The 14,497-nt window shown below is 62.9% G+C and carries 11 protein-coding genes; 6 read left to right on the top strand and 5 right to left on the bottom strand.

What is annotated here, in order from left to right; translation table 11 throughout:
• Positions 1-6 precede the first annotated feature (6 nt).
• Positions 7-1,113 carry an AraC family transcriptional regulator gene (locus CFB50_RS36680; RefSeq protein WP_089449274.1) on the top strand — a complete coding sequence of 369 codons (1,107 nt, stop codon included), beginning with the start codon at positions 7-9 and terminating at the stop codon, positions 1,111-1,113.
• Positions 1,114-1,129: 16 nt separating this feature from the next.
• Here the strand turns inward: CFB50_RS36680 and CFB50_RS36675 are convergent, their stop codons facing one another.
• The 4 genes from CFB50_RS36675 to CFB50_RS36660 all read right to left on the bottom strand — a co-directional run bounded on the left by CFB50_RS36675 (position 1,130) and on the right by CFB50_RS36660 (position 4,234).
• Entirely contained in the window at positions 1,130-2,638 is a 1,509-nt protein-coding gene (locus CFB50_RS36675; protein WP_089449273.1) for a HAMP domain-containing sensor histidine kinase, read from the bottom strand.
• Positions 2,638-3,357 carry a response regulator transcription factor gene (locus CFB50_RS36670; RefSeq protein ID WP_039353478.1) on the bottom strand — a complete coding sequence of 240 codons (720 nt, stop codon included), beginning with the start codon at positions 3,355-3,357 and terminating at the stop codon, positions 2,638-2,640. Before CFB50_RS36670 ends, CFB50_RS36675 begins: the two co-directional genes overlap by 1 nt.
• Positions 3,358-3,638: 281 nt before the next feature.
• Entirely contained in the window at positions 3,639-4,043 is a 405-nt protein-coding gene (gene vapC / locus CFB50_RS36665) for a type II toxin-antitoxin system VapC family toxin (RefSeq protein WP_069250144.1), read from the bottom strand.
• On the bottom strand, positions 4,040-4,234 hold the full coding sequence (locus CFB50_RS36660; protein WP_089449272.1) for a type II toxin-antitoxin system VapB family antitoxin: 195 nt from the start codon (positions 4,232-4,234) through the stop codon (positions 4,040-4,042). The genes vapC and CFB50_RS36660 overlap by 4 nt, the downstream gene beginning before the upstream one ends.
• A 578-nt stretch (positions 4,235-4,812) precedes the next feature.
• Here CFB50_RS36660 and CFB50_RS36655 point away from each other — a divergent pair.
• Together CFB50_RS36655 and CFB50_RS36650 are read left to right on the top strand one after the other, a co-directional pair.
• Positions 4,813-6,408: a DUF7822 domain-containing protein gene (locus CFB50_RS36655; RefSeq protein WP_144020756.1), complete on the top strand. Its 1,596-nt coding sequence runs from the start codon at positions 4,813-4,815 to the stop codon at positions 6,406-6,408.
• Positions 6,409-6,550: 142 nt separating this feature from the next.
• On the top strand, positions 6,551-6,958 hold the full coding sequence (locus tag CFB50_RS36650) for a hypothetical protein (protein ID WP_089449270.1): 408 nt from the start codon (positions 6,551-6,553) through the stop codon (positions 6,956-6,958).
• Between the two features lie 64 nt (positions 6,959-7,022).
• Here the strand turns inward: CFB50_RS36650 and CFB50_RS36645 are convergent, their stop codons facing one another.
• Positions 7,023-7,580, bottom strand: a complete 558-nt coding sequence (locus CFB50_RS36645; RefSeq protein WP_235986623.1) for a TetR/AcrR family transcriptional regulator — start codon at positions 7,578-7,580, stop codon at positions 7,023-7,025.
• A gap of 163 nt (positions 7,581-7,743) precedes the next feature.
• Between CFB50_RS36645 and CFB50_RS36640 the strand changes: the two genes are divergently transcribed.
• The 3 genes from CFB50_RS36640 to CFB50_RS36630 all read left to right on the top strand — a co-directional run bounded on the left by CFB50_RS36640 (position 7,744) and on the right by CFB50_RS36630 (position 14,461).
• Positions 7,744-10,935: a bifunctional cytochrome P450/NADPH--P450 reductase gene (locus CFB50_RS36640; protein ID WP_089449268.1), complete on the top strand. Its 3,192-nt coding sequence runs from the start codon at positions 7,744-7,746 to the stop codon at positions 10,933-10,935.
• 465 nt (positions 10,936-11,400) lie between these two features.
• Complete coding sequence (locus CFB50_RS36635) at positions 11,401-12,333, top strand: SDR family NAD(P)-dependent oxidoreductase (RefSeq protein ID WP_089449267.1); 933 nt, start codon at positions 11,401-11,403, stop codon at positions 12,331-12,333.
• Positions 12,334-12,637: 304 nt separating this feature from the next.
• The gene (locus CFB50_RS36630; protein WP_089449266.1) at positions 12,638-14,461 is read left to right on the top strand and encodes an acyl-CoA dehydrogenase; all 1,824 of its coding nucleotides are present in this window, start codon (positions 12,638-12,640) and stop codon (positions 14,459-14,461) included.
• The last annotated feature ends 36 nt before the right edge of the window (positions 14,462-14,497 follow it).

The following is a 14,497-nucleotide window of genomic DNA, read 5'->3' as shown; positions in this document are numbered from 1 at the left end:
TCGCTCATGCTGCGCGATGCGCTGTTGAAACCGGCGGATTCACGGCGCTCCGGCGATCGGTCGCCCGGCGCCGTGCTGCCCGTCATGCTGCGCGAGAAGTGCTTCTCGCCGGCCAAGCTCGCGGTCCTGCTGCAGGTCGCGTCGGACCTGGGGCTCGACACCGGCGAGATGCTGGCGGGAACCGATCTCGATCCCGCCGCGGTCGCCGATCCGTTCACGATGACGTCGTCGCAGCAATTCCTGACCGCCGCGGGCAACGCGATCCGCGCATATGGCAATCCGGACCTCGGCGTGCGGGTCGGGCGCCGGCTACACGCATCGAGCTACGGGATGTACGGCTACGCGATGCTGTGCTCGGAATCGATGGCCCACGCGTTCGACTCGGCAGTCAAATATCACCAGCTCGCGAACCGCATGCTCGAGATCCGCTGGGTCGTGCAGGACGACACGGTGTCATGGCTGTTTCCCGATCGGGAAACCCTGCCGCTGCCCTGCCTCGACGAGCCGCTGTACCGTTTCCTGATCGACATGCAGTTCGCGCTGCACGTGACGATCATCAAGGACGTGATGGGTGCGTGGTGCGTGCCGGCGCGCGCGCAGTTCGCGCAGCCGGAGCCGTCACACGCGGCATCGCTGGCCGACGCGCTCGAATGCCCGATCGCGTTCGACCAGCCGCATCATGTGCTCAGCTATCCGGCGGCATGGCTCACACGCGCGCCGCAGCTCGCGAATCCGATCACCGCCGCGCAAGTGTCGTCTCACTGCGCGAGCCTGCTCGACGACATGCGCAGCCACGCCGGTGTCACGCGGCGCGTGTACCAGGAACTCACGCGCACGCCCGGGCAGTTTCCGGACATCGGCGTGATCGCCGACAGCCTGTGCATGACTTCCCGCACGCTGCGCCGCAAGCTCGAAGCCGAAGGCACGTCGTACAGCGAACTGCTGACGAGCGTGCGCAAGGCACTCGCGATCGACTACCTCAGCACGACCACGCTCAGCACCGAGGACATCGCACTGGCGCTCGGCTTCAGCGACGCGGTCGGATTTCGTCACGCGTTCAAGCGCTGGACCGGCACGACGCCGAGCGACGTGCGGCACAAGCGCGGCAAGTAGCGCCTGCCGTCCGCGGTCAGCGCGTGCCGTCGCCGGCCGCGGGCGTGGCCACTGCCAGCGCGAACTCGAACACCGCCCCGCGCCCGGCCCGGTCGACCAGCCGGATACTGCTGCCGTTGAGCGCCAGCATCCGATGCACGATCAGCAGCCCGAGCCCCCCGCTCGTCACCGCGCCGCCGCTCATCGGCCGCTGCGGCCGCTGGAACAGCCCTTCGCGCCGCGTCACCGGAATCCCTTCACCGGTATCGGCCACGGTCACGAGCACGCGGTCGCCGCGCGGCTCCAGCGCGACCTCGACCTCACCGTGCGCGGGCGTGTGCCGCAGCGCATTGTCGAGCAGGTTGGTCAGCACGCGCTCGATCATCCCGAGATCGGCCGACACGACCGGCACCCGCGGCGGAATCCGCGCACGCAGCGTGACGCCGCGCGCCTGCGCCGTCAGCTCGAATTTCTGGAACACGTCCTGCACGAGATCGACGAGCGAGAACGGCTCGCGCTCGGCCTGCACGCCGCCCGATTCGAGCCGCGCGAGCTCGAACAGCGCCTGCGCGAGCCGGCCCACCTTCGCGCTCTGCGCGAGCGCGATCGACAGGTAGCGCCGCCGTTCGTTCTCGGCGAGCGCGTCCGACTTCAGCGACAGCGTCTCCAGGTAGCCGTGCAGCGACGTAAGCGGCGTGCGCAGGTCGTGCGAGATGTTCGTGATCAGTTCGCGCCGCTGCTGATCCTGGTGCGTCAGCGCGCGCCACTGGTCGCCGATCCGGTCGGCCATCTGCGCGAACGCGGATTCGAGCACGACGATGTCGTCGCCGCGCCGGCCCGGCCGCGAGCGCGGCACCGGCGGCTGCGTGTCGGGCGTACCGTTCGCGTCGAAGCGGCGCATCGCGTCCGTCAGCCGGCGCAGCGGGCGCGTGATGAAGCTGAACGCGGTGAGGCCCGCGAGCAGGCCGAGCAGCGCGACCAGCGCCATCGACCACAGCGTCGTGCGCAGCACATTGCCGGCGTCGACGCGCGCGGCCAGCTGGTCGTGCGCCTCGCCGAGCAGCACCACGTAGATGTAGCCGGACGGCGGCTGCCCCGCACGCTGCAGCGGCGCGGCGCTGAACACCTTGCGCGCGTCGGGGCTGCGCGGGTCGTCGCCGAGGATCGGCAGCGGCTCGCCCGCGATGAAGCGCTGCACGGGCGCGAGATCGACGCGGTCGCGCTTCACGTGGCCGGGCGGCGCATCGTCGCCCTTGATCCGGCCCGCGTTGTCGAGCAGGTACACCTCGACGCTCGGGTTCACGCCCATCAACTGGCCGAACAGCGTGCGTACGGCGTCCGGGCGCAGCCCGTTCGCATCCATCAGCGGTGCGCTGTGGGTCACGCTGTTGACGATGTTGGCGGCCAGGTCGCGCGACAGCCCCTGCACGACTTCCTGCTCGCGCATGTCGTTCGCGCGGATCTGCAGCCACGCGGACGCGCCCGAGCACGCAAGCAGCAGCACCGAGAACACGAGCGACAGCCGCTGGGTAAGGGTGAGCTTCATCATGCGTCCCGCTGGCCGGGTGCGGCAAGCTTGTAGCCGCGGCCCCACACGGTGAGGATCCGCACGGGTTCGGCCGGATCGGCCTCGATCTTCGCGCGCAGCCGGTTGATGTGGGTGTTGACCGTGTGCTCGTAGCCTTCGTGCTGGTAGCCCCACACGGCGTTGAGCAGGTCCATCCGCGAGAACACCTTGCCCGGGTGCCGCGCGAAGAAATACAGCAGGTCGAATTCGCGCGGAGTGAGGTCGATGCGCGCGCCGTCCACGCTCGCCTCGCGCGCGATCGGGTCGATCGCCAGCCCCGCGACGTCGAGCGTGCCCGCGTCGATCCGCGAATCGCGCGCGAGCGCATCGACCCGCCGCAGCAGCGCCTTCACGCGCGCGACGAGTTCGAGCACGGAGAACGGCTTGGCCAGATAGTCGTCGGCGCCGAGCTCGAGGCCGAGGATCCGGTGCACCTCGCTCGAACGCGCACTCGTGATGATGATCGGCGTGTAGCGCGTCATCGCACGCGCGCGCCGGCAGATTTCGAGGCCGTCGACGCCCGGCAGCATCAGGTCGAGGATCAGCGCATCCCAGCCGCCCTGTTCGAGCAGGCGCAGCCCTTCGGCGCCGTCCGCGCTGTGCACGACCTCGTAGCGCTCGTCGCGCAGGTGCAGGCTCAGTACGTCGGCGATATCGGCGTCGTCCTCGACGATCAGGATGCGTTTCGGTTGGTCCATGGCGGCAGGCGGCGGCACGGCGGTGCCGAAGTCGGGTATCGGTTCGGGCCGGCCCCGGTCCGGCTGGCCGGGTTCTCCGGAGGTGAATCGCGGCGATGGGCCGCGCTGCCGCCATTGTGCAAAATTTTGCGGCGGGAAGGGATCACAAATCGTTTAGATTTGGATCGTGCTTGCGCCCGGTGCCGATGCCCGCAAGGTTTCGCGCTCCGGCCCTTGAACTGGATTTCCTGTCGCCCGGAAAACGCTCAGGTCGAAGGTCGATGAGGCTAGCCTGGCTTCGCTCAATCATCCAGAAGGGCTGATCGAAGACCCAGATGTTGAACGAATGGATCGAAGTCGCGATCGCTATACAGCAACGAGACCCCGTTCTCAATACAATAAGTCGCGATCAGCGTGTCGATGGTCTTGCGGATCGTCACGCCTCGCGCTCTCAACTCACGATAATTTCGTGCGGCCTGAACAGCGTTGTCGGTTCCGACCAGCGACACGACATTCATGCGCCCCGTCATCAACTGGCGGGCGACATTGAATTCGGATTCAGCCGAAAAGCCCTGCAACACCTCCGCGACGATCAGGTCGCCGGACAACAGCGCCTCGTGGCCGAGCAAAGCGTCGAGCTTGTCGGTTTCCGGCGCAACCTTGCCGCGGAAATAGTCGATCCAGACGCTCGAATCCACGAGCGTCATCGATCCTTCCTCATGGCGTCGAGATCACCTTCCCAGTGGAGTTTTCCACGGAACTGGCGAATCTGCTCTTGCTGCTTGAGCCTGATGATCGTCTTCAGACCGAGCTCGACCACTTCGCGCTTGGTTTTGATACCGGTTGCGGCAAGCGCCTCGGCCATCAGCTTGTCGTCGATTTCAATGTTGGTACGCATGGCATACCTCTCGATGTGTATAAATTTCTAAATTGTACACATCACTATCCAAAGCGTCTCGCCAACCACAACCACTGGGTGGCAAGGTCAAACAGCGCCATGGGCAGTATTCCATGCTGACCGTCATCCATTTTTCAAGTGGCTCGCACCCGAAACGTGGAAGTCCCTCAATTCACGTTGATACTGGTACGTCAGCGGTCTCTCCGGTTACCCGATCCGTTTCGCCCTCCGCGTGCGGATTGAAGGAACGACGATGTCCGCGCGTTCCTCCTTCCTTGAAAGAACCCTCTCCACCACGACATCCGCGCCCGCCGGCAACTGACCGACGACTGACACCATGCACGCCATGAATGGCTCGGCGCCGGCATCACGGGTATATTCCTCGGCTGCGTGGGAGAGTGGATGATCGTGATCGGCCCCAGGCTGATGCGCACATGATCGGTCCTGTTGCTGTGTAGAGGCATGACGGGCCGACGGCTTGCCGGACGTGACGCCATTCGGCTGCGTCCGGATCCGACCTTGCCCGTCGTGGACGACCGAAGTTGCACACACAAATAAACAAGAGAGATTCCGGGAAAATGCTTCGATATGCTTGCCTGTTTGCTCACGACCACCCGTCCACGCCCGACAGCGTGTGGGATATCGACAACGGCCAGATGGACGGCTGGGCCGAATGGTTCGAACAGATTCCGCAACTGTTCCTCTACCTGATCGGCGATGCGGCGCATCTGCCACGGATCGCACCGTGCGCGATATATAGCGATGTCGAGTCGCCCGCCTGCCTGATGGCACCGATGGCCGAGGTGCGCGAGCGCTGGCATGCGCTGGATCGGCACATGCAGCCCCGGCTGCCGCAGTTGCCGGCCGATGCTCAGGCGCAATGGGCACACATGCACACGACCGTCTCCACGACGTCGCGCGAATGGCTGATCCTCGATTGCTGCCAGTTTTGCGATGCGGCCATCGGCACGCCCGACATGAACGCGTTCCTGCAGCAGACGCGACAACGCTGCGCCGAATGGGGCCCGGCACCCGAGCCGGGCTCGGGCGACCTGCCGCCCGTTCTTCTACCGTTGCTGAGCGACGCAACGGGGCAATGGGGATGGTGGAATCCGAACGTGATCGAGCGCATCTACACGATCGAGGCGCAGCCGCATGCGGAATGGCCGGATGATCTGCGGGAAAGCTACGAGCCGGCAAAGGACTGGCAACCATGGATCGAGGAAGTGCAGGCGTACTATGTGCGGCGAATCGATCGTGCTGCCGGCGCATCGCCTTCGGCCGACGCCGATCGGCCACGCGCCCCGGCCGGGCTCGTCACGCCATATGGGCGCTGGCTGGTGCACCCCGACGAAGGAGCGGAATGGATCGACATCGAGGCAGGCTATATCGTCATCAGGCAACACGGTGACTGGCATGCCGGCGCGCCGGGCGGCCTCAAGGATCCGAATGGCCGGTGGGTCGTGCCGGTTTCCGCCGGCTACGTCAATGTGTCTCCCCTCACGCGAACGCTGGCACTGGGGCGACGTGCGCCGCTGCCGGAAGGCACGAGCGGAATCGTCGATCTGCTGCGTTGGCCCGGTGGCGAGTCGCTGTTCGACGACCTGACCGGCGGGACGCTCCACGACGACGGTCGAGTGCGCCTCTTCCATGCGGACGATACGGTGTCCGCTGTCGATGCGGCGACCGGCGAACCGCTGTTCGACACGCGTTACAAGAACGTGTTCGCGTTCCACCGGAAGCTCCGCCTCGCAGTGGTCGAGTGGTGTCGGCCCGGCGAGCATTCGCCGGACAATCCGGGCATCCTGCAGGGTGTCGTGCACGAGAGCGGACGACTGGTCATCCCCTGCGAATACGCACACGTCCATCACGCTTACCAGCAGCCGCCGAAGCTCCTGCACGGGCGCCAGTTGCTGGCGATTACCGCGGACGGGCGCCCCCATTTCTACAGCCCCGACGGCACGCTGCTGGCGGCGCCGGAGTGCGATATGAAGCCATGGATCTGGACGCCGACGGTGAAGGAAAATCAACTGTTGGCGTTCGACGGCGAAGGCATGGACGCACGCGTGATCTGGATAGCGTTGAGCGACTACAGCTTCATCGAGACCGGCGAAACCCGCGCCGATTGCTTGAACATGTTTAGAGAAGGCCTGAAAGGCTGGCTCCCGAAGTAACGGCGTTCGCGGATCGTGCGTCTGCACGGTACCGTTCGGTGCGTCATGCCCGACGAGCCGTGCGCGCGTTGGCGCAGAAAAATCCCTTCAATTTGTCGCCGTCGTGCTGTGATACGGGGCGACACGAAAACTACAACACGCAATGGACATTCACGACTACACGTTACTGAGCGCCATCCTGATGCGCCATGGTCAGCCCGAAGGACGCGCGATCAACGCTTACGGTACGCCGGAAGACCGCGAGGACTTCATCGATTTCACGGTCTTTCCGGATCGGTTGCAGTTTGACCTGAAACGAATCCTGACCGGTGTCGCGAGCCTGCGCTTTCGCTTCACGCTGTACGCACGAGAAGGGGCAGTACGGATAGAACGTACCCTGCTCGATGCCGAGGGCGCCAACCGCCGCATTCGCGGCGCACTGGGCGATCACTACACGAAGGACAAGATCGGTGTGCCGTTCGACGATGTGTCGGAGGACGAGCGTGAGTGGGTCGCGTCCGCGCTGCAGGCGTTCCATGTCTATTTCATGAAACCCGCGACCTCAACCTGATCGCTCGACGACCATGACGATGACACGCCGCATGGTCCACCGCGGCGTCGCGCGTCCCCTCTCGCTACTCCGAATCCGCCTGCGCGAACCCGAGCGTCAGACCGAACGCATCGAGGATCGTCGCCGCCGTCTTGGCCATGCGCTTCGCCATTGCCTCCGGGGCCTCGCGCGTGGCGCCCTGGCGAAGCCAGTGCACCGCCGTCCAGACCAATCCCCCGCCGAGCACCGTCAGGCAATCCTGCTCTGCTTCCGTACGGACGCCTTCATAAGGCGGAAGGAGACGCCCGGAAACGAATGTCACCAGTTCATCGAAAAACGCCGACGTCGCCGCGTCGTTGAATACGGTCAGATAGAAAGGCTGATGCGCATGCAGATGCTCGAGAATCAGCGCGGTTTCCACCTCCATTGACCTGATGTAAGTGGCATTCGGCGGGTTCAGCCGTTTGCCTTGCTCCTCGACGAACGCAAACGCGTTGTCGAGCCTCACCAGCGCGGCCCGCTGAGCGGCCGACTGAAGGTCGGGAAAGTGTTGATAGAACGTCGGACGCGCGACGCCCGCGCGCTGCACCAGCTGAGCAATGCTGAGCGTGCTCAGCGGCGCCTCGTCGAGCAGTTCGGTCACGGCGCGAACGAGCGCGTCGTAACTCCGTTGAAAGCGAGGATCGGCGGGATTAGGGCTTACATCAGGTGGCATAAAAAGCTCTGGACACGTGGTTTTGTCTATTTTACATTCGTTCAATAGATTGAGATGTGATGCGCTGACATACCTCTGAAAGGCTATTGAAATGAAATCCTCGCCCCTCGTCCCCCAGCCGCCCCTGAAACCCGTCATCGGTCATCTGATGGAGGTCCTCGGGCCGTCTCCACTTGCCAAGATGATGGATCTCGCGCGCACTTACGGGCCGGTCTACTGGTTCGAGGTGTTCGGGCAAGGTTACTACGTTGTCAGCGGACAAACACTCGTGAATGAAGTGTGTGATGAAAGCCGGTTTCAGAAGTGTGTACACCAGTCGCTGCTCGAACTCAGACCCGCGATCGGGGACGGGTTATTTACGGCATTCGGTGACGAACCGAACTGGGGCAAGGCGCATCGTGTGCTGATGCAGGCGTTCGGCCCGCTCAGTATCTGGTCGATGTTCGACAAGATGGTCGACATCGCCGACCAGATGTTTCTCCATTGGGAGCGGTTCGGCCCGGAGACGCCGGTCGATGTGTCCGATCACATGACGCGGCTGACGCTCGATACGATTGCCCTGTGTGCGTTTGATTGCCGTTTCAACAGCTTCTATCGTGAAGATCAGCATCCGTTTGTCGATGCCATGGTCAACACCCTCAGCGAGGCCGGCAAGCGCGAGTTGCGACCCAAACTCGTTTCGAAGCTGATGATCAATCGCAGTCGAAAGTTCGACGCGGACATCGAAGTCATGCGGTCGCTGGCGACCAAAATGATCGAAGACCGGCGTAAGCACCCGCACGACAGCGAAGCGTCGATGGACCTGCTGGACCGAATGCTGAACGGCATCGATCCGGTGACGGGAGAAAAACTCGATGATGAGAACATCGTCTTCCAGATGATCACCTTTCTCATCGCCGGGCATGAAACGACCAGCGGGCTCCTGTCCTTTGCCACCTATTTCCTCCTCAAGAACCCGGACATCCTGCAAAAAGCACGGGACATGGTCGACGAGGTTGTCGGCAGCGAGACCCCACGGATCGAGCATCTCGCACGACTGCGTTACATCGAACACATCCTCATGGAGACGTTGCGAATCTGGCCGACAGCGCCGGCATTCGCCGTGTCACCGCTCGCCGACACCACGTTCGGCGGGAAATATGCCGTTTCTCCCGACGACATCATCATGATCCTGACGCCCATGTTGCATCGGGATGCGAGCGTCTGGGGCGAGGACGTCGAGGCGTTTCGTCCGGAGCGATTTGCCCCGGAGAATGCGGAGCAACTCCCGCCCAATTCATGGAAGCCCTTCGGCAATGGTGCACGTGCCTGTATCGGCCGACCGTTTGCCATGCAGGAAGCCCATCTCGTCCTGATCATGCTGCTTCAGCGATTCGATTTCTCTTTCGCCGATCCGGACTACGAGCTGGACGTCGCCGAAACGCTTACGCTGAAGCCGACCGGTTTCCGGGTGAACGTGAAACCGCGGGCCCGAGGTGCGCTCAAAGTGCCCGATACGGCCGTTCGCGCCCGCTCGAGCGCTCCAGGCCCGAGCGTCGCCCCGGTTCAGTCGATCCCTGCCGGCGAAGATGTGTCGACCATGCTCGTCCTCTTCGGGGGAAATACGGGCTCCGCCGAATCCTTTGCAAGACGCATTGCAGGGGACGCGAGTCGTCATGGATTTCACGCCACATGCGCGCCCCTCGACGATTTCGCGGGAAAACTCGACGGACATCCCGCCATCGTGATCGTCACCGCTTCCTACGAAGGGCAGCCGCCCGACAACGCCAGATCATTCGTCCCGTATGTCGAAGCACTCGACGAAGGGGCGCTGAACGGGGTCCATTTTTCGGTTCTCGGGTGCGGCAACAAACAATGGGCACGGACATACCAGGCGATTCCCAAGCGCGTCGACGAGGCGCTCGAGAAGGCCGGTGCCACGAGAGTGCACTTCAGGGGCGAACTCGATTCCGGTGGCGACTTCTTTGGTGAATTTGACCATTGGTACACCGAAATGTGGAGTCGCTTTGCAATCAGCGCCGGGAAGGAAGTCTCGACCGTGCAACATGGCGATACCGCACTGAAGGTCAGTTTCGCCGAGAATACCCGTGAAAAATTGCTGAACTTCGGTGACATGGCACATGCGTCCATCGTCGACAACAGAGAACTGGTCGATATCAGCGTGGCCGGCAGCCGCTCCAAAAAGCATATCGAACTGAAACTTCCGGAAGCGATGACTTATCGCTCGGGAGATTACCTGGCCGTTCTGCCCCGCAACTCGAAAAACAACGTCGATCGCGTCCTGCGCCGGTTTCGCGTGAGCTGGGACACGCAGGTGGTGATTGAAGGAACGTCAAGCAATCCACGCCTTCCGCTCGGCCAGGCAATCGGCTGTGGCGAACTGTTTTCGAGCTATGTCGAACTCGCCGTGCCCGCAACCCGATCGCAAGTATCCACCCTGGCCGCTGCCACGCGTTGCCCTCCCGAGAAGGTCGAGCTCGAGCGCCTGAGCACTGACGATTTCGAAAGCGAGATCCTGGGAAAACGGACAACCGTCATGGATCTGCTAGAACGCTTCGGATCCGTCGATCTGTCGCTCGAAAAGTTCCTCGATATGCTGCCCGCGCTGAAAGCACGCCAGTATTCGATCTCGTCTTCTCCGCTTTGGAAAGCAGACCATGTCACGCTGACGGTAGCCGTGGTCGATGCACCCGCGCTCTCCGGCAATGGTCGCCATGAAGGCGTGGCGTCGTCGTATCTCGCGCGACTCAACGCGGGGGACAGCCTGTCCGTTGCCGTCAGGCCATCGAATGCACACTTTCGGCCACCCGCCGAAACCGGTCTTCCGATGATTCTGATCTGCGCCGGTTCCGGTATCGCCCCATTCCGTGGCTTTCTGCAAGAGCGCGCATTACAGAAACAGCAGGGGGAGAACGTCGGCACGTCGTTGCTCTTCTTCGGCATCGATGATCCCGACGTCGACTTTCTTTATCGCGACGAACTCGACGAATGGGCACGACGCGGTGTGGTCGAAGTGATGCCGGCTTATTCGAACCGTCCGGAGGAAGGTGCTCGGTTCGTTCAAGACAAAGTCTGGCTGGAGCGCGAGAAGATCGCCGCACTGTTTGCGCAAGGTGCCACCGTCTTCGTCTGCGGGGATGGAAAGAATATGGCGCCTGCCGTACGTGCCACGCTCGGCCGCATTTATCAGGAGGCGACGGGAGCGAACGATGAAAGCGCCAGCGCGTGGATCGACACGATGGAGCGGGAGCATGGCAGATATGTTGCCGACGTGTTTGCATGACGGTAACAGGGTTCATGTCGGTTCCGGTTGCTCAGACATTTGACCTGCTCCGCCACCGCTTTCCGGAACGGTTGCGACTAGCGCTTCGATCCCGGCCTGCCCCCTGTTCTCCTTGCGGCTTCCCCCCTGGTTCCGGTCGAGTTCCGACCGGAACCAGGGGTTGATCACACGCCGCATAACCGCGTCGAATCGACCCCACGTCATTCATTTGCGAAACGCTTCGGAAAGCGACGGGTTAACCACGATCGACCGCCGATGAGTACCATGTTAACTTCATTGGCCATATGACTTGATCATTTGATCAACATCGGTATGGACATGCCTTCCCAATGGAAACCTCGCGAATCGCTCCATGCGCGCCACCTCCTGATACGTGTAATCGCTCACCCCGATGTCGCGACAAACGCGGAACGCATGCGCGTTCATTCGTCGTAGGCCACCCCATCATCACCAACGAGACAACCCATGAAGATTGACCTGACGAATCGCGTTGCAATCGTGACCGGCGCCGGTGCCGGCCTCGGGCGCGAGCATGCGCTGCTGCTTGCCCGGCTGGGGGCAAAGGTCGTGGTCAACGATCTGGGCAGCGACGTGAACGGCAGAGGCGGCTCCGCCACGGCTGCACAGCGGGTCGTCGACGAAATCGTCGCCGCCGGCGGCGAGGCGGTCGCGAACAGCGCGTCGGTGACCGATTTCGACCAGGTTCAGCACATGGTCGACCAGGCGCTGCAGCGGTGGGGCCACGTCGATATCCTCGTGAACAACGCCGGCATCCTGCGCGACAAGAGCTTCAGCAAGATGACGCTCGACGACTTTCGGGCGGTGATCGACGTCCACCTGATGGGCGCGGTCAACTGCACCAAGGCCGTGTGGGAACCCATGCGGGAGCGACAGTACGGCCGCATCGTGATGACGACCTCGTCGTCGGGCCTGTACGGCAATTTCGGGCAAGCGAACTACGGCGCCGCGAAGATGGCGCTGGTCGGCCTGATGCAGACACTGGCCATCGAAGGCGAGCGATACGACATTCGCGTGAATTGCCTGGCGCCCACGGCCGGTACGCGCATGCTCGAAGGTCTCATGTCCGCGGACATCCTCGATACGCTGTCGCCTGCATCCGTCAGCCCCGCCGTCGCGGTGCTTGCCGGTGAAGCGGCACCCACCCGGATGGTCCTGTGCGCAGGCGCGGGCAGTTTCGAGGCCGCACATATCACCTTGACGCCCGGCATCCATCTCGGCACCGACGACCAGGTTGTTCACCAGCTCGCCCGACGGCTCGACGAGGTGGCAAACCGAAGCGGCGAGACGGTTCCTTCATCCGGTGCTGCCCAGGGCGATCTCGAACTCAAGAAGGCGCGCATCGCCTCTGCGAATGCGCAGGAACGTTTCGATGCGTGACGCGTCCGGCACGACGGCACGCAATCCTGACCGCGATCCGCGGCGACCGCGTTCGCGGGCGCTTCACAATGAAACAGGTCACGGCGCGAGGCACCACGCGCATCCCGTTGGCCGTTGGTGCAATGGCGGAAATTGAGAACCGTCACAAGCCAGCCCTCGTGGCAGCGAGGACGATTCCGATCAACACATGATGCCCTTCAACGTTTCCGGCTCGATCGATTCGAAACAATAATTTCGCATTCCAGAATTTATTGAACAAATTCGAATTCGTGCCAAGACACCAGACACTCACTCATTCGATTCCATGACTAGCGAACTCACCCTCTCCCGTCGCGACGTGGAGTTCATTCTTTTCGACTGGCTGCAGGTCGAATCGCTTACCCGTCGGCAACGATTTGCCGGGCAGGACCGATTCGACTACACATCCGTGCTGGATGTGTACGAATCGCTTGCCACGGATCTCTTCAAACCGCATAACAAGAAAAACGACAGCAACGAACCGGCATTCGATGGAGAACGCGTCACCGTCAACCCGGAAGTGGGTGTCGCATTGCGTGCATTTTCGGCCGCCGGCCTGATCAGCGCGTCGTTCCCCAACGAGTGGAACGGCATGAGCCTGCCGAGCACCGTGGAGCGGGCCGGCATGGCGTATTTGCTGGCAGCCAATCCAGGAACCGCGGGCTACGCGTTTCTCACGATCGCCAACGCCAATTTGCTGATGGCCCACGGCGAGCGCGACCGGGTCGAGCCCTACGTCAAGGCCATGGCGGAAGGGCGATGTTTCGGCACGATGTGCCTGTCGGAGCCGCAAGCCGGGTCAAGTCTTGCAGATATCCGCACGCGCGCGGTTCCGGGCCGAGACGGTCGCTACCGCCTGTTCGGCAACAAGATGTGGATCTCCGGTGGCGATCACGAGATTTCCGAGAACATCGTCCACCTGGTATTGGCAAAGATTCCCGATGAAAACGGCCAACTTCCTCCGGGCGTTCAAGGGATATCGCTCTTCACCGTACCGCGCAAGCTGATCGGCGCCGACGGACTGCCCGGCGAGCGAAACGATGTCGTGCTCGCCGGTATCAATCACAAGATGGGATACCGCGGCACGGTAAATTGCCTGCTGAACTTTGGCGAAGGCCGCTACCGTCCGGAAGGCGAAGCGGGCGCAATCGGGGAGATCGTCGGCGAACCCGGCAAAGGGCTGGCCTACATGTTCCACATGATGAACGAGGCGCGTATCTCGGTCGGCCTCAGCGCCGCCGCGATTGGCTATACGGGCTACCTTCACTCGCTGGATTATGCGAAGACGCGCCTGCAGGGCCGGACACGCGGTGACCGGTCGCCCACGTCGGGACAGGCCCCCATCATTCGTCATGCCGATGTCCGGCGCATGCTGCTCGCGCAAAAGGCCTATGTGTCAGGTGCACTCGCGTTGTGCCTGTATGCGGCTCGACTGAGCGACGATATCCATTCGCAAGAAGACGCCAGCGACCGCGAAGAGGCGCATGGCCTGCTCGACCTGCTCACCCCCGTCGTCAAGAGCTGGTCGTCCCAATGGGGTCTCGTCGCCAACGATCTCGCCATTCAGGTTCATGGCGGCTACGGCTACACGCGCGAATACAACGTCGAGCAGTTCTATCGCGACAATCGGCTCAACCCGATACACGAAGGCACATTCGGTATCCAGGCGCTCGACCTGCTGGGTCGAAAGACGCGTGCAAACGGCGGCGCCGCCATGAATGCGCTCGACCGGAAAATCGCCGCGACGGTATTCAAGGCACGGTCGATCCGCCCGCTCCAGGACCATGCCGACACGCTCGAGTGCGCGTGGGAGCGCATCCGACTCGTCACCCACGAACTGCACCGGCTCGACGACCCGGAGGTCCAGCTGGCGAACGCGGCGGCCTATCTCGAAGCATTTGGCCATGTCGTCGTCGGCTGGCTTTGGCTCGATCAGGCGATCGTGGCCAACACGCTCGCGAGCGGCCCCGCCGGAAGCGACTTCCATCGCGGCAAGCTCGCCGCATGCGACTACTTCTTCGGGTGGGAAATGCCCAAGGTGGCCGCGTGGCTGGCCGTGCTCAATCCGGTGGAAACCACCCCTCTGACGATGCCGGAGCACTGGTTCTGACCGTGCGCGACACCTCCATTTCGTTGCTGTCGTTTA

Source organism: Burkholderia sp. AU33423 (assembly GCF_002223135.1).
GTDB classification, from domain to species: Bacteria; Pseudomonadota; Gammaproteobacteria; order Burkholderiales; family Burkholderiaceae; genus Burkholderia; species Burkholderia lata_D.
The sequence above is the reverse complement of the archived record's forward strand: the minus strand, read 5'-3'. Positions and strand labels throughout refer to the sequence as shown.